Origin of the sequence: Sphingomonas turrisvirgatae, from assembly GCF_001721295.1 — a bacterium.
GTDB classification, from domain to species: domain Bacteria; phylum Pseudomonadota; class Alphaproteobacteria; order Sphingomonadales; family Sphingomonadaceae; genus Sphingomonas; species Sphingomonas turrisvirgatae.
The window spans coordinates 16,180-38,645 of sequence record NZ_MDDS01000005.1 but is presented as its reverse complement, the minus strand read 5'-3'; the positions used below and the strand labels follow the sequence as shown (position 1 = coordinate 38,645).

Annotated in this window: 23 protein-coding genes; 13 read left to right on the top strand and 10 right to left on the bottom strand. The window is 66.1% G+C overall.

Features of this window, described 5'->3' with window-relative positions:
• Positions 1-117: 117 nt before the first annotated feature.
• Positions 118-1,626, bottom strand: a complete 1,509-nt coding sequence (locus BFL28_RS01655; protein ID WP_069318988.1) for a YifB family Mg chelatase-like AAA ATPase — start codon at positions 1,624-1,626, stop codon at positions 118-120.
• A 102-nt stretch (positions 1,627-1,728) separates the two neighbouring features.
• On the opposite strand from BFL28_RS01655, the gene BFL28_RS01650 reads away from it, so the two are divergent.
• From BFL28_RS01650 to yihA, 6 genes are all read left to right on the top strand, one after another.
• Complete coding sequence (locus BFL28_RS01650) at positions 1,729-2,013, top strand: hypothetical protein (protein WP_069318908.1); 285 nt, start codon at positions 1,729-1,731, stop codon at positions 2,011-2,013.
• 87 nt (positions 2,014-2,100) lie between these two features.
• Positions 2,101-2,235: a 50S ribosomal protein L34 gene (gene rpmH / locus BFL28_RS01645; RefSeq protein ID WP_044332822.1), complete on the top strand. Its 135-nt coding sequence runs from the start codon at positions 2,101-2,103 to the stop codon at positions 2,233-2,235.
• Positions 2,232-2,573 carry a ribonuclease P protein component gene (rnpA, locus tag BFL28_RS01640; protein ID WP_277620986.1) on the top strand — a complete coding sequence of 114 codons (342 nt, stop codon included), beginning with the start codon at positions 2,232-2,234 and terminating at the stop codon, positions 2,571-2,573. The genes rpmH and rnpA overlap by 4 nt, the downstream gene beginning before the upstream one ends.
• Positions 2,570-2,782, top strand: coding sequence for a membrane protein insertion efficiency factor YidD (gene yidD, locus BFL28_RS01635; RefSeq protein ID WP_069318906.1), 213 nt, complete (start codon positions 2,570-2,572; stop codon positions 2,780-2,782). The genes rnpA and yidD overlap by 4 nt, the downstream gene beginning before the upstream one ends.
• An 18-nt stretch (positions 2,783-2,800) precedes the next feature.
• Positions 2,801-4,549, top strand: coding sequence for a membrane protein insertase YidC (gene yidC / locus BFL28_RS01630; RefSeq protein ID WP_069318905.1), 1,749 nt, complete (start codon positions 2,801-2,803; stop codon positions 4,547-4,549).
• Complete coding sequence (gene yihA, locus BFL28_RS01625) at positions 4,546-5,187, top strand: ribosome biogenesis GTP-binding protein YihA/YsxC (protein WP_069318904.1); 642 nt, start codon at positions 4,546-4,548, stop codon at positions 5,185-5,187. The genes yidC and yihA overlap by 4 nt, the downstream gene beginning before the upstream one ends.
• A 9-nt stretch (positions 5,188-5,196) precedes the next feature.
• Here the strand turns inward: yihA and BFL28_RS01620 are convergent, their stop codons facing one another.
• Positions 5,197-7,116 (bottom strand): alpha/beta hydrolase family protein, encoded by a 1,920-nt coding sequence (locus BFL28_RS01620; protein WP_069318903.1) that lies wholly within the window; start codon positions 7,114-7,116, stop codon positions 5,197-5,199.
• Positions 7,117-7,220: 104 nt separating this feature from the next.
• Here BFL28_RS01620 and BFL28_RS01615 point away from each other — a divergent pair, with 104 nt between their 5' ends.
• Together BFL28_RS01615 and dapE are read left to right on the top strand one after the other, a co-directional pair.
• Positions 7,221-7,886 carry a glutathione S-transferase family protein gene (locus BFL28_RS01615; RefSeq protein ID WP_069318987.1) on the top strand — a complete coding sequence of 222 codons (666 nt, stop codon included), beginning with the start codon at positions 7,221-7,223 and terminating at the stop codon, positions 7,884-7,886.
• Positions 7,887-7,891: 5 nt separating this feature from the next.
• Positions 7,892-9,010, top strand: coding sequence for a succinyl-diaminopimelate desuccinylase (dapE, locus tag BFL28_RS01610; RefSeq protein ID WP_069318902.1), 1,119 nt, complete (start codon positions 7,892-7,894; stop codon positions 9,008-9,010).
• A gap of 3 nt (positions 9,011-9,013) precedes the next feature.
• On the opposite strand, the gene BFL28_RS01605 is transcribed toward dapE, so the two are convergent.
• The 4 genes from BFL28_RS01605 to BFL28_RS01590 form a co-directional block, all read right to left on the bottom strand.
• The gene (locus tag BFL28_RS01605) at positions 9,014-10,696 is read right to left on the bottom strand and encodes a putative bifunctional diguanylate cyclase/phosphodiesterase (RefSeq protein ID WP_069318901.1); all 1,683 of its coding nucleotides are present in this window, start codon (positions 10,694-10,696) and stop codon (positions 9,014-9,016) included.
• Between the two features lie 67 nt (positions 10,697-10,763).
• Positions 10,764-11,345 (bottom strand): Smr/MutS family protein, encoded by a 582-nt coding sequence (locus BFL28_RS01600; RefSeq protein WP_069318900.1) that lies wholly within the window; start codon positions 11,343-11,345, stop codon positions 10,764-10,766.
• A 22-nt stretch (positions 11,346-11,367) separates the two neighbouring features.
• Positions 11,368-12,618 carry a murein transglycosylase A gene (gene mltA, locus BFL28_RS01595; RefSeq protein WP_069318899.1) on the bottom strand — a complete coding sequence of 417 codons (1,251 nt, stop codon included), beginning with the start codon at positions 12,616-12,618 and terminating at the stop codon, positions 11,368-11,370.
• Between the two features lie 18 nt (positions 12,619-12,636).
• The gene (locus BFL28_RS01590; protein WP_131818562.1) at positions 12,637-13,281 is read right to left on the bottom strand and encodes a Tim44/TimA family putative adaptor protein; all 645 of its coding nucleotides are present in this window, start codon (positions 13,279-13,281) and stop codon (positions 12,637-12,639) included.
• Between the two features lie 163 nt (positions 13,282-13,444).
• Here BFL28_RS01590 and secB point away from each other — a divergent pair, with 163 nt between their 5' ends.
• The 3 genes from secB to trpS all read left to right on the top strand — a co-directional run bounded on the left by secB (position 13,445) and on the right by trpS (position 16,696).
• Complete coding sequence (secB, locus tag BFL28_RS01585; RefSeq protein WP_069318898.1) at positions 13,445-13,951, top strand: protein-export chaperone SecB; 507 nt, start codon at positions 13,445-13,447, stop codon at positions 13,949-13,951.
• A 159-nt stretch (positions 13,952-14,110) separates the two neighbouring features.
• Positions 14,111-15,673, top strand: coding sequence for a murein biosynthesis integral membrane protein MurJ (gene murJ, locus BFL28_RS01580; RefSeq protein ID WP_069318897.1), 1,563 nt, complete (start codon positions 14,111-14,113; stop codon positions 15,671-15,673).
• A 15-nt stretch (positions 15,674-15,688) separates the two neighbouring features.
• Positions 15,689-16,696, top strand: a complete 1,008-nt coding sequence (trpS, locus tag BFL28_RS01575) for a tryptophan--tRNA ligase (protein ID WP_069318896.1) — start codon at positions 15,689-15,691, stop codon at positions 16,694-16,696.
• Positions 16,697-16,817: 121 nt separating this feature from the next.
• Here the strand turns inward: trpS and BFL28_RS01570 are convergent, their stop codons facing one another.
• The 4 genes from BFL28_RS01570 to mutM all read right to left on the bottom strand — a co-directional run bounded on the left by BFL28_RS01570 (position 16,818) and on the right by mutM (position 20,134).
• Positions 16,818-17,072, bottom strand: coding sequence for a DUF1294 domain-containing protein (locus BFL28_RS01570; protein WP_069318895.1), 255 nt, complete (start codon positions 17,070-17,072; stop codon positions 16,818-16,820).
• 8 nt (positions 17,073-17,080) lie between these two features.
• Positions 17,081-18,442: a chromosomal replication initiator protein DnaA gene (gene dnaA, locus BFL28_RS01565; protein WP_069318985.1), complete on the bottom strand. Its 1,362-nt coding sequence runs from the start codon at positions 18,440-18,442 to the stop codon at positions 17,081-17,083.
• Positions 18,443-18,893: 451 nt separating this feature from the next.
• On the bottom strand, positions 18,894-19,157 hold the full coding sequence (gene rpsT, locus BFL28_RS01560; protein WP_069318984.1) for a 30S ribosomal protein S20: 264 nt from the start codon (positions 19,155-19,157) through the stop codon (positions 18,894-18,896).
• A gap of 164 nt (positions 19,158-19,321) precedes the next feature.
• The gene (mutM, locus tag BFL28_RS01555) at positions 19,322-20,134 is read right to left on the bottom strand and encodes a bifunctional DNA-formamidopyrimidine glycosylase/DNA-(apurinic or apyrimidinic site) lyase (RefSeq protein WP_069318894.1); all 813 of its coding nucleotides are present in this window, start codon (positions 20,132-20,134) and stop codon (positions 19,322-19,324) included.
• Between the two features lie 56 nt (positions 20,135-20,190).
• On the opposite strand from mutM, the gene BFL28_RS01550 reads away from it, so the two are divergent.
• Together BFL28_RS01550 and ubiB are read left to right on the top strand one after the other, a co-directional pair.
• Complete coding sequence (locus tag BFL28_RS01550) at positions 20,191-20,934, top strand: class I SAM-dependent methyltransferase (RefSeq protein ID WP_069318893.1); 744 nt, start codon at positions 20,191-20,193, stop codon at positions 20,932-20,934.
• Positions 20,931-22,463 (top strand): 2-polyprenylphenol 6-hydroxylase, encoded by a 1,533-nt coding sequence (gene ubiB, locus BFL28_RS01545; protein WP_069318892.1) that lies wholly within the window; start codon positions 20,931-20,933, stop codon positions 22,461-22,463. The genes BFL28_RS01550 and ubiB overlap by 4 nt, the downstream gene beginning before the upstream one ends.
• Positions 22,464-22,466: the final 3 nt, after the last annotated feature.

The window sequence follows — 22,466 nt, the reverse complement described above, 5'->3', positions numbered from 1 at the left end:
GAGCGGGTGGGAAGCTGCCGCGAACCCCGTAATCTTACGCAGCAATCGCGCATTGTCCTCCCGTCCGTAGACAATCGCCAAGTTGACGAGTGTCGGCAATGGAATCGATTACCGCCATCAACTTACGGGCGGCCGCCGCCGATAGCTGAGCGCCTCGGCAACGTGAATGCGCGTGACCTGCTCGGAACTGGCAAGATCAGCGATGGTCCGGCTTGTCCTGAGCACGCGGGTATAGCCGCGCGCGGACATGCGCATCGCCTCGGCCGCCTGCGCCAGCAGCTTGCGGCCCGCCTCGTCCGGGGTTGAATGCGCGTCCAGAACCGGCCCCTCCGCCTCGGCATTGGTCCGCGCCGGCGTATCGCGATAGCGTGCCGTCTGCACCGCGCGCGCTGCCGCGACGCGCGCTGCCACTTCGGCCGATCCCTCGGCCGGCGGCGGCAGCACCAGGTCGGCGGCGGTCACCGGCTGAACCTCGACATGCAGGTCGATGCGGTCGAGCAGCGGCCCCGACACCTTGGCCTGATAATCCGCCGCGCATTTCGGTGCGCGAGCGCACGCCAGCGCCGGATCGCCAAGATGCCCGCAGCGGCACGGGTTCATCGCCGCGACCAGCTGCACCCGCGCCGGTAAGGTCACATGCGCATTCGCCCGCGCGACACTCACCGTCCCGGTCTCGAGCGGCTGGCGCAACGAATCGAGCACGGCGCGCTGGAACTCGGGCAACTCGTCCAGGAACAGCACGCCCAGATGGGCCATGCTGACCTCGCCCGGCTTCACCTTCAGCCCGCCGCCGGTCAGCGCAGCCATCGACGCCGAATGATGTGGGCTGCGAAACGGCCGGGTCCGCGTGAGCTTCCCGCCCTGCAGCGTGCCCGCGACGCTCGCCACCATCGATACTTCCAGCGCCTCGGCGGCTTCCAGTGGCGGAAGGATGCCGGGCAGGCAGCTTGCCATCAGCGACTTGCCCGCACCCGGCGGCCCGATCATCAACAAATTATGCCCGCCCGCCGCCGCGATCTCCAGCGCGCGCTTCGCAGTCTCCTGCCCCTTGACCTGATTGAGGTCGGGACCGCGCGCCAGCTCCTCCGCCTCCCCCGCAACCGGCGCGGCGAGCAATTGCTGGCCCTTGAAGTGATTGATCAGCCCGATCAGGTCGGGCGCGGCAATGACGCCGGTGGTACCCGCCCATGCCGCTTCGGCCCCCTGCGCCACGGGACACACCAGCCCCTTGCCCAGCTCAGCCGCATGGAGCGCCGCAAGCAGTACGCCGGGCGACGGCGCGATCCGACCGTCCAGCCCCAGTTCGCCGACGAAGACATGCTCGCTCAGCGATTCGGCGTCGACCACGCCCATCGCGCCGAGCAGAGCGAGCGCGATCGGCAAATCGAAATGCGATCCTTCCTTGGGTAGGTCGGCGGGCGAGAGGTTCAGGATCACGCGCTTGGGCGGCAGCGAGAGTCCGATTGCCGCCATCGCGGCGCGCACCCGCTCGCGGCTCTCCCCCACCGCCTTGTCGGGCAGGCCGACGACGACGAAATTGGGCAGGCCCGGCACCAGGTTGCACTGCACCTCGACCGCGCGCGCCTCCAGCCCCAGATACGCCACCGTCGAGACGCTCGCGACCATGATTCCCCCTTTGTTCGGCAGGTGGTAGCAAGTTTTCGCCGGCAGGAAACGGCTCATCGCAATGATACTTGCGATAAACGGCATCCTGCCCATCTCGGCTGGATGCGCCGCCCGCCGCATCCCGTTATCCGCGTCGCGCTGCTCGCGCTGGGCGTGCTGCTGTTCGCCGTGGTCGCGCCGTTGGTATCGCCCCTGCCCGGTCCTGGCGGCACGGTCGTGGCCACCGCCGGACTCGTCCTGATCCTGCGCAATTCGGTCTGGGCGCGTCACCGCTTCGTTCGGATGAAGGCGCGCTGGCCGCGCGTGGGCGCCTTTCTCGATCGCGTCCTCGTGCGGGCCAGCGCCCGGCGGCGGCGCCAGCGTGCCAAGACGCTCGCCGCGAATTGACTTCCACGCTGCTTTTGCATAGAGGCGCGCCATCCAAGGCCGTCCCTGTGGCGGCCCTTTTACGTTTTGATATTCAGGGAATGAACGATGAAGCGGACCTTTCAGCCGAGCAACCTGGTGCGTGCGCGCCGGCACGGCTTCCGCGCGCGGATGGCGACTCCGGGCGGCCGCAACGTGATCCGGGCGCGTCGTGCGCGCGGTCGCAACAAGCTGAGCGCCTGACTTCAGCCCCGCTTGCGCGGCTGACTCAGCGCAAGGATTATCTCGCCGCGAATGCCGGAAAGCGCGCCCCGATGCCGGGGTTCGTATTGCTGGTCCGTGCGCGCGGCGACGATGACATGACGATGCGGATCGGCATCACCGTTTCCCGGAAGGTCGGCAACGCGGTCGTGCGCAATCGCATGAAACGGCGGTTCCGCGAGCTCGCACGAGAGATCCTTCCAGAACAAGGGTTTCGCGGCTGCGATCATGTTCTGATCGGACGCGCTGTGGGCAACGATCGCGACTTTTCCGCGCTCCGCACCGATCTGGCCAGGGCGCTGGCGCGCCTGCGCAAATGATCGCCCGCCTGCTCATCCTGATCGCACGCAGCTGGCAACTCGGCCCCTCGCGCATCCTCCCGCCCAGTTGCCGCTTCGCGCCAAGCTGTTCGGCCTATGCAATCGAGGCGTTGAACCGCTATGGCGCGCTCAAAGGGGGATGGCTGGCGCTGCGACGCATCCTTCGCTGCCATCCATTTGGCGGGCACGGCTACGATCCAGTGCCGTGACGTGAACCGGGGACTGACGTGAAAGACGACCAGAAGAATTTCCTGCTCTTCGCGGTGATCGCGGCGCTGCTGCTGTTCGCGTGGCCGCTCGTCGCCGATCAGTTCTTCCCCACGGCGCAGCCCCCGGCGACGCAGGTCAAGGGCGGCAAGACGGAAGTCGTTCCGAACCCCGGCGCCGATCCCGCTGCCGATTCGCCGGCTGCGCTCCGCGACCGTCGCATCGTCCTTGCCGAAACGCCGCGCGTCGCCATCGACACGCCGCTGCTCAAGGGGTCGATCAACCTGAAGGGCGCGCGGATCGACGACCTGGTGCTGGTCAAGCACAAGGAAACGATCGCCAAGGACAGCGACCCCATCCGCCTGCTGTCGCCGTCGGGCACGCGCGACGCCTATTTCGCTGGCTTTGGCTGGAGCGGCCAGGGCCTCACCGCGCCCGGTCCAGACACGGTCTGGCAGGCGAGCGGTAACCGGCTGACAGTCGACACGCCGGTGACGCTGACCGCAACCAGCGGCTCGCAGCGCTTCATCATCGAGCTCGCGATCGACAGCGGCTATATGTTCACCGTGCGGCAAAAGGTGGCGAACCTGGGCCCTCAGGCGATCAGCATTGCGCCCTATGGCTATCTCTATCGCTACGGCGCGGGCAAGGACGTCGATACTTGGACGATCCATGCCGGCCCGGTCGCGTCCTACAACAACTCGGTCAATTACGGCGTCGATTACAAGACCGTCGCCGAGGAAGGCGCGCAGCGCTTCGATGCGACGGGCGGCTGGCTCGGCTATACCGACCATTACTGGCTGACCGCGCTGGTTCCCGATCAGGGCGCAAAGGGCTTGCTCAGCTTCCGCCCCGCGCCGGGCGGCGCCACCCAGGCCCAGTTCGAACCGGCCAGCGCGCAGCAGGTCGGCCCGGGCCAGATGGTCACGCAGACCTCGCGCTTCTTTGCGGGCGCAAAGGACATCAACCTGCTCGACGACTATGAGGAAAAGGGCGGCATCAGCCAGTTCGGTCGTGCGATCGACTGGGGCTGGTTCGAGATCTTCGAAAAGCCGATCTTCCACTACCTCAACTGGCTGTTCCGCATGGTCGGCAATTTTGGCGTGGCGATCATCCTCCTGACGCTGACCGTCCGTGCGCTGCTGTTCCCGATTGCGCAGCGTCAGTTCGCGTCGATGGCCTCGATGCGCGCGCTTCAGCCCAAGATGAAGGCGCTGCAGGAACGCTACAAGGACGACAAGCCGCGCCAGCAGCAGGAGATCATGAAGCTGTACAAGGACGAGAAGGTCAACCCGCTTGCGGGTTGCCTCCCCACCCTGCTTCAGATCCCGATCCTCTACGCGCTCTACAAGTGCCTGATGCTGTCGATCGAGATGCGGCATCAGCCGTTCATCCTGTGGATCAAGGATCTGTCTGCGCCCGATCCGCTGCACATCCTCAACCTGTTCGGCCTGCTCGATTTCAACCCGCCGGCATTCCTGGCCATCGGGGTCCTGCCGATCCTGCTCGGCCTGTCGATGTGGGCGCAGTTCAAGCTCAACCCCGCGCCGATGGACGAGGTCCAGAAGCAGGTGTTCAGCCTGATGCCGTGGGTGCTGATGTTCGTGATGGCGCCGTTCGCAGCCGGGCTCCAGCTCTACTGGATCACCTCGAACCTGCTCACCATCGCGCAGCAGAAGTTCCTCTACATGCGTCACCCGGCGCTCAAGGAACCAGCGCCCGCCGCCGGAGCCGTGATCGAAGGCAAAGCTGCCAAGAGGAAGAAGTGAGCGATTTCGATCCCGAACTGGTCGAGACGGCGCGCAAGACCTTTGCAGGTCCGGTCGCCTTCCTGAAATCGGCGCCGGCGCTTCACTTCCTGCCCGATCCAACGGTGCCGGAAGTGGCGTTCGCGGGCCGGTCGAACGTCGGCAAATCCTCGCTGCTCAACGCGCTGGCGGGTCGCAACGGCCTTGCGCGCACGTCGAACACGCCCGGCCGCACGCAGGAGCTGAACTTCTTCGACATCGGCGATCCGGTGAAGTTCCGCCTCGTCGACATGCCGGGCTATGGCTTTGCCAAGGCGCCGAAGGATGTCGTCAAGAAGTGGCGATTCCTGGTCAACGACTTCCTGCGCGGGCGCGATGTGCTGAAGCGCGCGCTGGTGCTGATCGACAGCCGCCACGGCATCAAGGAAGTTGATCGCGACATTCTCGACATGCTCGATGCCGCCGCCGTCAGCTACCGCATCGTGCTGACCAAGCGCGACAAGGTCAGCGCCGCCGAGGCGGACGAGGTGCTCGCCAGGACCGAGGTCGAAGCCCGCAAACGACCAGCCGCGCACCCCGACATCCTCGTCACCTCGAGCGAGAAGAACGTAGGGATCGCCGAACTGCGCGCTGCGGTGCTGGAGGCAGTCAGCGTCTGAACAGGCGGATCAGGCCGGGTTGTGCTTGGCCAGAAATGCCTCGAGCGCCTTCAGGAACTCCAGGCGGTCCTCCGCGCGGCTGAAGAAGTGATCGGCTTCCTTCTGGGCGATGAAGGTCACGTCCTTGCCAGCGGCTTTCAGCTTCTGGGCCATCACGCGCGACTGGATGATCGGCACCCGGCGATCCTTCTCGCCATGCATCAACAGCAGCGGGATCGACACCTGCTCGGGATAATTGACGGGCGAGACGCTCCGCAGGTCGGGCGCCTGTTTCTTGAGCCAGTCCGTGCCGGAGCCTGAAAACAGGAAGTTGCGCTGGTGCGCGACCATGCGCCCGAGGTCCGACACCCCGGCATAGGACACGGCGCAGCGATATTTTGCACCGTCACGCTGAGCTGCTCGCATGGCAGCATAGCCGCCGTACGAGCCGCCGACCATGCAGACGCGCGTGGAATCGGCGATGCCCAGATCGGCCAGCGCCTGCACCGCGTCATTCAGGTCGTCCTGCATTGCCAGGCCCCATTGCCCCTCCCCCTTCTTGGTGAAAGGCGTGCCGAAACCGGACGAACCGCGATAGTTGGGTTGAATGACGGCGTAACCGCGATCGGCCAGGAATTGCGGCCACCAGTCCCAGGTCTCGCTATCGCGCGCGAACGGTCCGCCGTGCGGCATCACGATCAGCGGCAGCTTTCCCCTACGGCCGCGCGGCAGGGTCATCACCGCCGGGATTTCCAGCCCGTCGCGCGCCTTGTAGCGGATCGTCCTGACCGGATGCAGCCGACGCATTCCCATCACGCCGTTGTTCTCGGCAAGCAACGTCAGCGCATTCTCGCTAAGCCGATACAGGTACCAGGCGCCCGGCGCGTCCGCGCCCCCGATGCGCAGAATCGCGACCGAGCGATCCTTGCTGAGCGAGGCGATCTCGACCTGCGCGCCTTTGACCAGCGCACTCACCCTGGTCTGCATTGCGCTCATCTCGGCATCGGTCCACCGCACTTCGGGTCGATCCTCCTCAATCGAGACGCCCAGATACCCAAAGCCGTCCTCGGTCGGCACGAGGCCGCCAATGTCATAGCCCTTGCTCGCTATCAGCTGCTTGCCGCGTTCCAGGGTGGTGAGGTCCAGCTCGTACAGCGCTGAATAGCCGCCCTCATCGTCGTCGATGATCAGGGCCTTGCGCTTGTCGCGCAAGAACATCGCCGGCACGGTGAGCCGGCTTTCGCTGCCTTTGGCGCGATCGATCGTGCGGAACGGCGCCTCTGCCGTGTCGCGATAGAGCAGGCGCCGGGATCGGCCGTCCTCGCTGATGCCGATCCCCATGCGCAGCACGCCTTGCGGATCGGCATACCAGGACAGCACGCCGATGCGCGGCCCCTGCACCTGCTTGCGCTTCCCGGTCGCTAGGTCGACCTCATCGACGCGCGGCCAGAACCCGGCCTCCTCCGAGTAGATCGACGTCTGATAGGCGATCATGACCCGGGCCGAACCGTCTCGCGCCATCCAGATCACGTCGTCCGCGTCCTGCGCAGCCATGCGATTGACGATGGGCTGCGGCTTGCCCGTCGTCGCTTCGACGCCGATCGCCCGTGATATGTACCATGGCCGCCCCTCGACATTCTGCTCGTCGCCGATCCCGACGATCAGCCAGGCATCGTTGACCCAGCGCCACCAGTTGAGGTCCGCTTCGCCGGCGGCGACGAGCGTGCGGCTGCCTCCGTCCACCGGCATGATCGCCAGATATTGCTTGCCGTTGATGGCAATCTTCGCCGCAAAGCGCGTGCCGTCCGGCGAGATTTGAGGCTGCTCCACCTTCGGGAGTTCGGCAAATGCCTCCGCCGGTAAAGGCGCTCGCGGGTCCGGCGCGGTCTGCGACGACGCAGTCCCGCCAAGCATGACAACCGCCAACGCCGACGCGCGCAATCGCAACATATGATTCCCACCATCCCCGGTCGGCATGGTGTCGGCGAATCTTCTGCGCCGCAAGAGGGGTCGGCATGGTTGCCCCGCTCCGCCGCCCCAGCTATCCCGCGGCCATGCTCAAGCTCTTCATCGGCAACAAGGCCTATTCTTCCTGGTCGCTGCGCGGCTGGCTCGCGTGCAAGCTGTCGGGCCTGCCGTTCGAGGAAGTGGTCGTCCCGCTGTACGATCAGGAATGGGAAAAGCGCCGCGAGGGTGACGAGTTCGCGCCGTCCTCGGGCAAGGTCCCCATTCTGTGGGATGGGGATGCCGTGGTTTGGGACAGCCTCGCCATCGTCGAATATCTCAACGAGAAGTCCGGCGGCGACAAGTTCTGGCCGCAGGACAGCGCCGCGCGGGCGATGGCCCGATCGATGGCGGCCGAAATGCACTCCGGCTTCGCTGCCCTGCGCCGCGAGCACAGCATGAACATCCGCCAGGTCTACGAACCCAAGATGCCGAGCGCCGAGGTGCTGCAGGATATTCAGCGCATCATGGAGCTGTGGGCGCAGGCCCGGGCGCGCTATGGTGGCGATGGCGATTTCCTGTTCGGCGAATTCGGCGCGGTGGACGTGATGTTCGCGCCGGTGGTCACCCGGCTCGTGACCTATTCGCTGCCCGTCGCGCGCTTTGCCCCACCCTATATGCAGGTAGTGCTCGGCCACCGTTTCATGCAGGACTGGATCGCCAGCGCGCAGGCCGAGGACTGGGTGATCGAGAAGTTCGAGCAGGCCCCGGCCTGATCGCGATGGACGTCGTCGAACTCACCAGCGCGCTGATCGCAGCCGAAAGCATTACCCCGGCGCAAGGCGCTGTGTTCGACGTGCTGGAACAGGCGCTCGTCCCGATCGGCTTCACGGTCGAGCGGTTCGTAGCGGGCGAGGCGCCCGACGGTCCGGTCGAGAATCTGCTGGCCGTGCGCCGCGCCGGAGCCGGACCGCATTTTGCCTTTGCCGGCCATCTCGATGTGGTGCCGCCGGGCGAGGGCTGGACGTCCAGCGCATTCGATCCGCAGGTGCGCGGCGATCTGCTCTACGGTCGGGGCGCGGTCGACATGAAGGGAGCGATTGCTGCCTTCACCGCCGCGCTCGCTCACCTGCCCGCCGCCGGCACCGTCAGCCTCATCATCACCGGCGACGAGGAAGGGCCGGCGACCTATGGCACCGTCGCGCTGATCGAACGGATGCAGGCGACGGGCCTCATCCCGGACCTCTGCCTGGTCGGCGAGCCCACCAGCAGCGCGCGCCTTGGCGATACGATTAAGATCGGCCGGCGCGGGTCCACCGTCATCGACATCGATGTGCCGGGTCGGCAGGGTCATGTCGCCTACCCCCATCTGGCCGACAATCCGGTTCCACGGCTGGTCCGTGCGCTGGCCGAGATCGACGGCATCGTGCTGGACGAGGGCACCGACTGGTTCCAGCCGTCGAACATCGAAATCATCGACCTGACCGTCGGCAATCGCGCCACCAACGTCATCCCCGGCAAGGCGGCGGCGCGAATAAGCATCCGCTTCAACGATCGGCATCGCGGTCAGGATCTGATCGAGCGGATCGAACGGATCGTCCACACGCACGCGCCGGCCGCCATCGTTCGCGGGCGCGTCTATGGCGATGCGTTCCTGACCGAACCGGGCAGGTTGTCCGACGTCATCTCGGACGCGGTCGAGGCGAGGCTTGGTTTCCGGCCCGAGCTTTCGACCAGCGGCGGCACGTCGGACGCGCGCTTCCTGTCGCGCATCTGCCCCGTGGCCGAGTTCGGCCTGGTCAATGCAACGATGCACAAGCTCGACGAGGCAGTGGCAATCCCGGATCTGCACGATCTAACCGCGATCTATGCCGACATCCTGCGGCGGGTGTTCGCCTAGCGCCTAACCGGCAGCGCGGATCGCCTCACCGGGTGCCGACCGCGCCCAAGCCAGGAAGTCGGCTTCCGCCATCGGCGGGGCGATTGCAAATCCCTGCAACACATCGCAACCGATCACGCGCAACACGTCGAGCTGCGCCTGGGTCTCGATCCCTTCCGCCACTGCCTCACAGCCCAGGCCATGGATCAGGCCGATAACGGCCTGTGCGATCGTACGCGCCTCGGCCTCTACCGCGACATGCTCGATCAGGCTGCGGTCGACCTTGACGCGATCGACCGGCAGGTCGCGTAGGCGGGCAAGGTTGGAATAGCCCGTGCCGAAATCGTCGATCGCGATACTGGCCCCGTCCGCCCGCAACATGGCGATCGCGTCGATCACCTCGTCCGAACAATGCATGGCCAGCGTTTCGGTGATCTCCAGCTCGAGCAACCTGGCAGGCGCGCCGGCGTCATGCATCGCTTCTCGCAAGCGACGGAAAAAGGCCGCATGGTCCAGTTGCCGCGGGCTGATATTCACCGCCATCCGCTGCTCGACGCCCAGCGCGCCCCAACGCGCGATCGAGCGCGCGACGCTCTGCACCACCCATTCGCCGATCTCGACCATCAGGCCGGTCTCCTCAGCGCGCGCGATGAAACTGCTCGGCAAGCGCTCGCCCTGCTCGGGATGTTGCCAGCGCAGCAGCGCCTCCGCGGCGACGATCCGCCCGTCCGCGGCCGCGATCTGCGGCTGGTAGACCAAGCTGAACTGGTCATGCTCCACCGCTTCGCGCAGCTCGCTTTCCAACTGAACGCGATCCGCCATCTGGATCGCAAGGCGGTCGCTGAAATGCTCGGCCCTGCCACGCCCGTTGCTCTTGGCATGATACATGGCCGCATCGGCGGCGCGCATCAGGTCGGTCAGCGTACTGCCGTGCTCCGGCCGCAACGCAATGCCGACCGAAGCGCCGATCGAGACTTCGTGATCGCCGAGGTCGAACGGCTCGGACAATGCAAAAAGGATGCCGCGTCCGATCCGTTCCGCCTCGCGCACTTGCGCCAGCGCTGGAAAGAACATGGTGAATTCGTCGCCCGACAACCGCCCGATCAGCGGCATGGCCGCTTCGCCATCGCGAGCGAAACGGTCGACGACGGCGCGGAGGCGATTGGCGACCATCGCCAGCAACTGGTCGCCCATCGCATGGCCGAGCGTGTCGTTGACCGTCTTGAACCGGTCGAGATCGATGAAGAGCAGCGCCGCGGTGCGGTCGGGCGGCATGTCAGTCAGCAGTTGCTCGCAGCTTCGGCGGAAATGGACGCGATTGGGCAGCGCGGTAACCGGGTCGAACAGGGCAAGCCGCTGAACGCTGTCGAGATTGGCGTGAAGCTGCCGGAACAGCGCATCCATCGCGGTGGACAGCTGGGGTACACATTCGCTGACCTCGGCAGGAATCGGGCTTTCCAGATCCCCACCTGCCGCACGTGCCATGCGGTCGATCGCGGCATCGATCGCCCCTGCGGTCGAGGCGATGGTCCGCTCGGCATAGGCCCAGCACATCACCGCACAAATGATCGCAGCCATCAGCGCGCGCGTGGCGTTGGTACCATCGAACCCGCCGCGCCATGTCGTCGCGAGCGCGAGGATGAACACGAACGCTCCGGCGCAGATCGCGAACACGATCGCACGGCTTTTGAGCGTAACGCCAGTCATCGCGAATTCGCGCGCTCCCCTTGCGGCCGCGAGATGCGACCTCCGGGTCTAACATAGGTTCAAAGCGTTAAGATTTTCGCGCGGTGCCGACGTCTTTGTCGCGTCGCAGCACAATATATAGCGCGCCCTGCCCACCGTGGCGCGGATGGGCGTTGCGCACCGCAGCAATCCGATCGGCATGGCGCGAAGCGGCCAGCCAGTCCCCCACGGCAGCACGAATTGCGCCCCGCGCATGCGGCCGCTCGGACTCGGGGCGCGGCGGCTTGCCGGTGATGAGCAACAGCACGCGATCGCCCTGCAGAATCGCGCGATCCAGTCCCCGGTCAAGCAACGCATGTGCGCTCGACAGCGTATGGCCATGCAGATCGATGCTGCTTTCGGGCGAAACGAGCCCGCGGGAGAGCCGGCGATCCCAACCACCGTCCAGCGTCGCGGCGCGCGGCGCTGCCGCTTTTGGCGCTGGCAGGCGTGGCGGCGGCACACGGCCTTTCGGCGCCTTGGCGACCGGCTTGGAAGCGATCGGAGCCGACGGTGGCGATGGCCGCGGCGGTGGCGGTGGCGGCGGTGGCGCCGCCATGCTCGTCTCGCGCTTGAGCGGAGTCACGCTGGCGATCACGCGCGCCCACAGCGCCCGCTCCTCGGCGGTCATGCTGCGAGACGGCGGCGCCACGCTATTTGCCGGTCAGGCGGGCGAGCGTTCCCTTGGGCAGCAGCAGCCAGGCCGTGCCGCGCGCCGCCATGCCGCCTGAAATCGCCCGCGCCTCTTCGCCCGCGCCCCAGAACGTGTCGAACCGGTTACTGCCCTTGATCGCGCCGCCCGTGTCCTGCGCCACCCACAGCCCATTGGCCTCCTGTCTGTCCATCGACAGAAATACTGGCGCGCCCAGCGGCACGAATTTCGGGTCCGTCGCGACCGTGGCCTGCCCCGTCACCGGATGTCCCATCGCGCCGAGCGGTCCCGGTCCGGTCAGCTCGCGGAAGAACACGTAACTCTTGTTCTCGCGCATGATCGCACGGCCCTGCTCCGGATTCGCGCGCAACCAGGCCATGATCCCTTGCATCGACGCTTGGCCCTTCGGCAGAATACCACGGTCGAGCATCAGCTTGCCGATACCGGTATAGTCGCGGCCGTTCTGACTGGCATAGCCGATGCGCATGACCCCGCCGTCGGGCAGCCGCAGCCGGCCCGATCCCTGGATCTGCAGGAAGAACAGCTCGACCGGATCGGCCGCCCAGGCGATTTCGAGCCCACGACCCGCCAGCGCGCCCTGCTCGATCGCCGTGCGGTCGTGAAAGGGCACGAGGTTCGTCCCGTCGACTCGCCCGCGGATCGACTTGCCCTTCAGCGCGTCGGAAAACTTGCCCAGATCGACATCGACCAGATCGGCCGGGCGACCATAGACCGGCACATCGTGCCCGGGACGGCGTGTGCGCGACCCGGCGATCTCAGGCTCGTAATATCCGGTGGCGAATGCCTTGCCGTCCGCAACCTGCACCGCCTCGAAATGGCGCGCGAAAAAGCTTGCCGCGGCGCTGTCGGCGGTGCTGCGCGCAGCGTCGCACGCGGCCTGCCAGCCCTCGCCGCGCGTCAGCCCGCTGGCGTCGGTGCGGCGCACCAGGCTGGGGCAGCTGATGCGGAACGCGGCCAGCGCGCGCGCTGCGCCGTCCGCCGCGATCGGCAGCGACTCGATTGCGGGACCGGGCACCAGGCTCGCCTTCGCGGCAATGGTCTGATCGGCCGAAAGCGCCGGCGCGGCAGCGGCCGGAATCGGGGTCGCCGCGACAGGCTGGCGAACCGGGTCAGCCGAGCCGGTCGGCGGCGCAATTGGACGGGACGCGGTCGATTGCGGGCGCGACGGCACCACGCCGGACGAGCATGCGCTCAACAGCGCGGCAACGGCCGCAACGCTCCAGATGCGCATACCGCCCCCTACGCCCGATTACGCCTCGTCGGTGTCGCTCAGCTTCCAGTTGGGATCGCCGCTCTTGAGATCGCGGCTGAATTCCCAGACGTCGTGAGTTTCGACCGCATCGCTCATCGATCCGCTGATGACATTGCCGTCGGCGTCGCGCGTGACCATCGCAATGTCGGCGTCGAAGCGCACCGTCACGCGCGCCACTCGACCGTCGATCTCGATGTTCGAGATACTGGCGCGTTCGATCGACACCAGTCGGTTTTCGACGACATGCCCTTCCGCCTCGCGCGCGTCGATCGCGGCGACGAACGTGTCGCGCACCTCATCCTCGACCAGCCAGGTCAATGTCTCGCGATCACCCTTCCAGAACGCTTCCAGGATCATGCGGTACGCCGATTTGGCGCCGTCCACGAACTGGGCGACGTCGAAGCTGGGGTCGGCTGCGACCAGCGCGCGCAGACCGCCCTCGGCATTCTGATCGATCGCCCGCGGCCCGCTTTCGCGCACCTCGGCCGGCATATCCAGCGTGCGCGGCATCGACGGCGCGCCGACCCGCTCCTCTGCGGGACGCGGCAAGGCCTGTTCATGCCCGGTGCGCTTGCCCAGCGCCGAGTAGAGACGAAGCGCCAGAAAGGCCGCAATCGCTGCGAATAGAACGACAAAAGTCACGCCAACCACCTCTTTTCCGTCTCTCACATAGGCAGGAAGCGCATTGCTTTCAAATGCCGAACCGCGCGCCCGTTGAATCGCCCGAACGCGCCTGCTAGGCGCGGCCTCTGTTTGAACGCGGCGCGCCGCAATCATATCCCAGATCAAAGAGGACTTAGTTAAGATGAGCGAGCCCGACAACGCAGGTTTCGGTAGCGAACCGCTGGCGAACGGCGCCGACACCTCGACCTCGGTCGGCGTGATCTCGCAATATGTGAAGGACTTCTCGTTCGAGAACCCGAACGCACCGGCGATCTATCAGGTTCAGGCCCAGCCCGCCTTCGACGTGCAGTTCAACATCGGCGCTGCCGAAGTCGGCGCTGATGTCCACGAAGTGACGCTGAAGATCGACGTCAAGGCACAGCTTGAAGATCAGGCTGCTTTCGTCGTCGAGCTTGCCTATGCCGGTCTGTTCGGCATTCGCAACATGCCCGCGGAGCATCTTCAGCCCTTCCTGCTCGGCGAAGCGCCGCGCATCCTGTTCCCGTTCGCGCGCCGCGTCCTGGCCGATGCCGTTCGCGACGGCGGTTTCCCACCGCTGATGCTCGAGCCGATCGATTTCAACGGCCTTTATTACCAGCAGCTCGAACAACAGGCGCTGGCGCAGGGCGACGAAGCCGGCCAGGCTTGAGCTCAGCCGAGCGCGCCCTTCATATACATCCGTCACCCCGGCCTCGCGCCGGGGGCCACGGTGCCGCACCGGAAGGACTGGAAGGGTGAAGGCAGTCCTGGCCGCGCGGTGGATCCCGGCACAAGGCCGGGATAACAGTCGGCGGCGAAGGCAGCACCCATGAACCTCGTCAAGGCTCTTGGCTCGATCGGCGGGCTCACCCTTGCCAGCCGCGTACTGGGTCTGGTGCGCGATTCGCTTTTCGCGCGCTATGTCGGGGCAAGCTTCGCGTCCGACGCCTTTCTCATCGCCTTTCGCCTGCCCAACCTTTTTCGCGCGCTGTTCGCCGAAGGCGCGTTCAGCGCCGCCTTCGTACCGATGTTCGCCAAGAAGGTCGGCGAAGCGGACGGCGACACGGCCCCTGCCCTGACCTTCGCCGAAGAGGCATTGTCGGTCCTGCTGCCGGTCCTGATCGTGATGACCGCTGTCATGGAAATCGCGGCCTTCCCCGTCGTCTGGGCGTTGTCGGGCGGGTTCAACGACGTGACGCCCGATCAGTTCGCCTATGCGGTCGAGCTGTCGCGCCTTACCTTTCCCTATCTTCTGTTCATCAGCCTCGTCTCGCTGCTCGGCGGGATCCTCAATTCGCTGCACAAATTCTGGGTCAATGCGGCCGCGCCGATTCTGCTCAACCTGACGCTGATCGTCGCGCTGCTGTTCTTCCATCATGACGACACGCTGATCACCGCGCGCAATCAGGCGATCGCCGTCACCGTATCGGGCGCGCTTCAGCTGCTGTGGCTGATCCTCGCCGCCCGCGCCGCGGGGGTAAAGCTTCGGCCCCGCATGCCGCGCCTGTCGCCCGACGTGCGCAAGCTGCTGTCGCTGATCGCCCCCGCCGCTGCCGGTGCTGGCGCAGTCCAGATCAACCTCGTCATCTCGACCGCGCTTGCCGCCAGCCTGCTGGCTGAGGGTTCGGTTTCGTACATTTATTATGCCGACCGGTTGAACCAGCTGCCCCTCGGCCTCATCGGCATCGGCCTTGGCACCGTCCTCCTCCCCACCATCGCGCGCCAGCTCGGCGCGGGCAAGGCAGCGGAGGCGATGCATACGCAGAACCGCGGCATGGAGCTGGCTCTGTTCCTGACCCTGCCCGCCACGGCCGCGCTGGTGATCTGCGGCGCACCGATCATCGCCGCCCTGTTCCAGCATGGCGCATTCACGCGGCAGGACACGCTTCTCACCGCGCAGGCGCTCGCCGCCTTTTCGATCGGCTTGCCGGCCTATATTCTCGTGAAGGTGCTCACCCCGGGCTATTATGCGCGGTCGGACACGAAAACGCCCGTGCGCTACGCCACGATCTCGATGCTGGTGAACCTCGGCGGCAATCTCGCGCTGATCTATCCGCTCCAGCATATGGGGCCGCCACTTGCCACCGCGATCGCCGCCTGGGTCAACGTCGCCCTGCTCTATCGCACGCTGAGTAGGCGCGGCGACTTCGTGATGGATGCGCAGCTTACCCGGCGCGTGTGGCGGCTGGTGGGCGCAGCGGTCGCAATGGGCGCGGTCATGTTCTTCCTCAACGACCTCTTCACGCCATACATATCGGGCAGCTGGACGATCCGCACCACGGCCATGCTGGTGCTGGTCGGCGCCGGCTGCCTCGTCTATGCGGCAGCCTGTTTCGTGACTGGCGCGGTGCGGATCGGCGACCTCAAGGCGCTCGTCCGCCGCCGCGCCTAACAGCAGAGAGCAATCATGCGCGTCATCTCCGGCATCAAGCCAACCGGCAATCTCCACCTCGGCAACTATCTTGGCGCGATCAAGCAATGGGTGGGCATGCAGGCGCAGATCGAGGCGGCCGGCGGCGAGAGCATGTACTTCATCGCCGACCTGCATGGCCTGACCGAGTGGATCGAACCACAGGCGCTGCACGCCAACACGTTCGAGATCGCCGCCGCGATGATCGCGTCCGGCATCGATCCCAAACGCTCGATCCTGTTCAACCAGACCCGCGTGCCGGCGCATAGCGAACTGTCCTGGCTGCTCAACAATGTCGCGCGCGTTGGCTGGCTCAACCGCATGACCCAGTTCAAGGACAAGGCGGGCAAGAACCGCGAGGGTGCAAGCGTCGGCCTCTACGACTATCCCGTGCTGATGGCTGCCGACGTGCTTCTGTATTCGGCCACGCACGTCCCGGTGGGCGAAGACCAGAAACAGCATCTCGAGCTTGCCCGCGACATCGCCGCCAAGTTCAACCAGGATTATGGCGTCGAGCTGCTCGTCCAGCCCGCGCCGCTGGTGAGCAAGGCCGCACCGCGCATCATGAGCCTGCGCGACGCTGGGTCGAAAATGTCCAAGTCCAATCCCTCGGACGCGGCGCGCATCAACCTGGTCGATGACGACGACGCCATCGCGCAGAAATTCCGCAAGGCGAAGACCGATCCCGAACCGCTGGGCGAAACGTTCGAATCGCTCAAGGACCGGCCAGAGGCGAGGAACCTCGTCACCATCTTCGCCGCGCTGTCCGATCGGACGCCTGACGATGTCGTGGCGGAATATGCCGGCCAGGGCTTCGGCAGCTTCAAGCCGGCACTGGCCGACCTCGCCGTGGCCAAGCTCGGCCCGATCCGCGACGAGATGGTGCGCCTGACCCCGGACCGCCCCGCCGTCGATGCCATCCTGCGTGAAGGCGCCGACCGCGCCGCCGCCCTCGCCGCCCCCCTGCTGCGCCGCGTGCAGGAAACCATGGGGTTGCTGGTCTAGCCTCCGTCCCAATAGACGAGCCATCCCCGCCGCCGCCGTCATCCCGGCGCAAGCCGGGATCTCGGGCGGCTCCTGCCCTGCGCTCTCGCCAGAGATCCCGGTTTGCGCCGGGATGACGAATTTAAAGGAGCAGCAGCCCGACGACCGCGCCGGTCTGCACCGCGACGATCCCCCACAACCAGGCAGAGAACGGCTGCTTGCGCGTCTTGTGGCGAAACACCCGGCGCGCAAGCAGCGCCCCCGGCGACCCGTCAATCGCGGCCAGTGCCAGCAAATTCGCCTCGGAAACTCGCCGCCCGCTCGCCATCGCGCGAGCTTTGTCGTGTCCGAAGACAATAAATGTCCACAGATTGACCGCGACCAGCGCGGCCAGCATCGCGGCGTTCAGGCTTCCAGCTGCCGCATCAGGCTGCGTACCGCGCCGTCGATCTCGCTGTCGGTGCCGCGCAGTTCCTCGATCCGGCGCACGGCGTGGATCACGGTCGAATGGTCGCGATTGCCGAACTTGCGGCCGATCTCGGGCAGCGAGCGCGTGGTGAGCCGCTTGGCGAGATACATCGCGATCTGGCGCGGGCGGGCGATCGCCACCGCGCGGCGCTGCGACACCAGGTCAAGCTGCTTGACGTCGAAGTGCGACGATACCGCCTTCTGAATCTCGTCGATCGTGATGCGGCGCTGGCTGCCGCGCAGCGCCTCGCCCAGCACGCTTTCGGCGAACTCGATCGTGACGACTTCACCGTTCAGCTGCGCATAGGCGACCAGACGATTGAGCGCGCCTTCCAGCTCGCGCACGCTGCTGCTGATGCGCGCGGCGAGCAGGTCGAGCACCTGGCCCGGCACGACGGCACCCGGCATATCCTCAAGCTTGCGGTCGAGGATCGTGCGGCGCAGGCCCATTTCGGCGGGCTTGATGTCCGCCGCCAGCCCGGAACCCAGCCGCGACGCCAGCCGCGCTTCAATCCCCTCGAGCGCCAGCGGGCTGCGATCGGCGGCGATCACCAGCCTTTTGCCCTCGCGCATGAACTCGTCGACCGTGTGGAAGAATTCTTCCTGGGTCGATTCCTTGCCGGCGATGAACTGAAGGTCATCGATCATCAGCAGGTCGACGCCGCGCAGCCGCTGCTTGAACGCGAACGTATCGCGTTCGCGCACCGCACGGACGAACTCGAACATGAAGCGCTCGGCCGGCATGTAGATCGCCGATGCCTCCGGCACCGCGTCCAGATACGCCTGACCGATCGCGTGCATCAGGTGAGTCTTGCCCTGCCCGGTATTGCTGTGAAGGTAGAGCGGGCTGAAGCGCGGCGCACCTGGCTCGGCCAGCGCCTTGGCGGCGTTGAACGCAACGCGGTTCGAAGTGTCGACCACGAAACGCTCGAAGGTGAAGCGCGTGTCGAAACGCGGCCGGTCAGCCGATGCCTTGGGTTCAGCCGCCGCGATGGGCATCACCGCCCCCGCTGACGCAACGGGTTCAGCAGCCAGTTCGCGCGTCGCCCGGGCACTGCTCGTCTCGATCGAAACGCTGCGCACCTGCGGCAACAGCGCCTTGAACTCCATCAGCAGTCGCTCGGCATAGTGGCCCTTGACCCAGTTGGTCATGAAAGGCGACGGCAGCCCCAGGCGCACCGTCTCGAGATCTTCGCTATCGAGCAGCACGATGGGCTTCAGCCACTGGTCGAACAGCCGCTGGCCCGCGGACAGCCGCAGATTGCCACGCACACGTGTCCAGGCCTTGGCTTGATCCATCTTCACACAGCCCCTCAGTTCGCGCCCGCGCGCCGTTCCAGCCACAATGCGGTGCGCTTCGAGCCCCCTCCGCACACCGATCCGCATCAGGCAAAACCCTCCCACAGCCGGAATCGCATCCGCCCTGGGCTGTTGTCTCACGCTGATTCCGCCGACGAGAACGCCGTGGCGGAGGTGCGTTTTAGGGCCGGATTTCGAGATCGATCAAGAGGGCCGGATGCAAAGAAACTGAAATAAGTAGGCTTGACTCATCCCCGCCGCGGAAATCCGTCGATCCTTACCTAAGCTATTGAATTATCTCGGAAAATCCAGATCGTTACGCCTTCGCGACACGACGACTCGTGGTCTGCGGCCGATTCGGGATTCGGCAGATTACCAAGCTATTGAGCACGCACGAAAAACCCCGCCAGCGCGTGCCGGCGGGGCCTGAATTCGCCCGAAAAACGGAGGCTTAGCCGAGCGCGGTCAGGCGCTTGGTCAGGCGCGAGAACTTGCGCGCCGCAGTGTTCTTGTGAACCACGCCCTTCGCAACGCCACGTGCCAGTTCCGGCTGCATCGCCTTCAGCGCCGATTCGGCGGCCGACTTGTCGCCCGACTCAAGCGCGCTTTCGACCTTCTTGACGAAGGTACGGATGCGGCTGACGCGTGCACCGTTGACTTCGGCGCGGACGGCGTTGCGACGGATGCGCTTCTTGGCTTGCGGCGTGTTCGCCATGGAGGTCTCGTTCCTGTTTTCGTGCGAATAGAGGCGCGGAACAGCGTCCAAGCCTCGGGAAAGCGCGGCCCTTAGCCATTTAGGCGATTCGGGTCAACTGCGCCGGCAGCGTTTCGGAGCCTGCCCACTCCCCACGCGCCGGCTCGACGCAGTCGAACTGACGATCAACGCTGGCATTTGGGGCACCAGAATGTGGACCGCCCGCCTTCGGCATAGCGCGCGACCGTGCCGCCGCATTCGCACGGCTGCCCCTCGCGGCCATAGACCTTGAACTGCTTGGAAAAATAGCCGAGCTCCCCATCGGGTCTCGCATAGTCGCGCAGCGTCGACCCGCCCGCTTCGATCGCCGCATCCAGCACCAGATGCACTGCCTCGACCAGCCGGGCCAGCCGCGGCCTGGTCAGCGATCCGCCGGCGCGTCGGGGTGAAATACGCGATTCGTACAGCGCTTCGCACACATAGATATTGCCCAGCCCGGCCACGATCTTCTGGTCGAGCAGCAGCAGCTTGATCGAAGCCGTCCGGCCGGCCAACGCGGCTTTCAGATGATCGGCGGTGAACTGCGCCCCCAGCGGCTCGGGCCCCAGCGCCCTGAACGGCGCCCATTGCTCAACCTCGGCCATCGGCACCAGATCGACCGACCCGAACCGCCGCGCGTCGTTGAGCGCCAGCCGCCTGCCGGCCTCCGTTTCGATCACCAGATGATCGTGCGGCAACAACTCGGCCGGATCGACTCGCCAGCGCCCCGACATGCCCAGGTGAAAGATCATCGTGTCGCCCCGATCGGTATCGATCAGGCCGTATTTGGCTCGTCGCCCCAGCGCCGTTACCCGCGCGCCGGTCAGCCGCTGCCCCAGATCCTGCGGCATCGCGCGGCGCAGGTCGGGCCGGCGCAACTGCACGCGCGCGATCCGCTGGTCCTGCAGCACGGGGCGCAGGCCGCGAACGGTTGTTTCCACTTCGGGGAGTTCTGGCATCCAGATCAGCTATGTTGCGTTTGCTCCCATCACAACCCTTGGCTAGAGCCTCGCCCATGACCAGCACCTCCGCCGACACCGTCTCCTTCGGCTATGAAGACGTCGCCCCATCGGAAAAGACCGCTCGCGTCGGCGGCGTCTTCTCCAGCGTGGCGTCCAGCTACGATCTGATGAACGACGCCATGTCGGGCGGGCTGCATCGCATCTGGAAGGACGTGTTCGTCCGCCGCGTGAAGCCGCGCGAAGGGGAAACGATCCTCGACATGGCCGGCGGCACCGGCGACATCGCCTTCCGCCTCGCCGAATCGGGTGCGGCGGTGACCGTCGCGGACATCAATCCGGACATGCTGGCAGTCGGCATCGAACGCGCCGCCAAGCGTGGCATCGACGGCCTCGTCTGGTCCGAAGCCAATGCCGAGACGCTGCAATGGCCCGACCGATTCTTCGACGCCTATACCATCGCCTTCGGCATCCGGAACGTGACCGACATTCCCAAGGCACTGCGCGAAGCGCATCGTGTGCTGAAGCGCGGCGGTCGCTTCTTCGTGCTGGAATTCTCGACCACCACGTGGCCCGGCTTTTCCGACGTTTACGACGCCTATTCGCACCATCTGGTGCCAAAGCTCGGCAAGCTGCTGGCGAATGACGAGGACAGCTACCGCTACCTCATCGAGTCGATCCGCCGCTTTCCCGACATGCCGACGTTCGAGCGGATGATCAGGGAAGCCGGCTTCGTTCAGACCCGCGTCGAGCCGATGCTCGGCGGCCTGGTGGCCATTCACAGCGGCTGGAAGATTTGACCTCCTCGACCACGCACGTCTGGCGGCTTCTCAAATGGGGCCGCATCCTCGCACGCCACGGCGCGCTGCGCGGGATCGAGCGCGACCGCAACACGCCCGCCCCGGTGCGTCGCCTCGCCCGCATCGCCCGGATCGGCACGATCCAACCCGCAACGCCGCGCTATGCCGATGCGCTTCAGGCGATCGGCCCGGCGGCGATCAAGCTCGGCCAGACGCTTGCTACCCGACCCGACCTGATCGGCGAAGCGGCGGCGCACGATCTGATGCGGCTTCAGGATCAGCTTCCGCCGGTCCCCTTCCCGATCATCCGCGCGGCGATTGAGCGCAGTTTCGACCGGCCGCTCGACTCGCTGTTCGCTGAGGTCGAGGAAACACCGATCGGTGCCGCGTCGATCGCTCAGGTTCATCGCGCCGTGACCATCGATGGCCGCCGCGTGGCGATAAAGGTGCTGCGCCCGGGGATCGAGGGCGACTTCGCCCGCGCGATCGAAACCTATGAATGGGCGGCCGCGCAGCTGGAGGGGATGGGCCGGGAAGCCGCCCGCCTGCGCCCGCGCCTGGTGATCGAGACGTTCAAGCGGTGGACCGCGCGCGAGCTGGACTTGCGGCGTGAGGCTGCCTCTGCATCGGAATTGTCCGAGGCGATGGAGGCCGAACCCGATTTCACCGTACCGCAGATCGACTGGCAGCGCACCACCGGCAAGGTGATGACGCTGGAATGGATCGACGGCATCAAGCTGTCGAACCGTGACGCGCTGGTCGCTGCCGGTCATGACACCGAAGCGCTCGCGAACACGCTGATCCGCGCCTTTCTGCGCCAGGCGATCTCCGAAGGCTTCTTCCACGCCGACATGCATCAGGGGAACCTGTTCGCACTCCCCGACGGCCGGATCGCCGCGATCGACTTCGGCATCATGGGCCGCATCGACCGCCGTGCGCGCGTATGGCTGGCTGAGATTCTCTATGGTCTCATCACCGGCAATTACCGCCGCGTGGCCGAGATCCATTTCGAGGCTGGCTACGTCCCTCCCCATCACAATGTCGCCGAATTCGCCACGGCCCTGCGCGCGGTGGGCGAACCGATGCGCGGGTTGCCGGTCAAGGACATGAGCGTCGGCATGATGCTCGACAGCCTGTTCAACATCACGCGCGACTTCGACATGCAGACCCAGCCGCATCTGCTGCTCCTGCAAAAGACGATGGTGATGGTCGAGGGCGTCGCCACCCGTTTGCACCCCGATATCAACCTGTGGGACAGTGCCGCGCCGTTCGTGCGCGAATGGATCCGCACGGAATTGGGGCCCGAGGCGTTCATCGCCGACCGGCTCGTCGAGGATATCCAGACGCTCGCGCGCTTGCCCCGTCTGATCCGCAACATCGAGCGGCACTTCCCCGATCCCGGCGGCGCGCCGCCTGCCCCGCCGCTGCGCGAGATCGAGGTGGTCAAGGTCGGCGGTGGCTGGCGCTATGGCGCGGTTGCGCTGCTGGCAGCCGGGTTGGGTGTGGCGACGACGCTGCTGCTGACCTAGCCT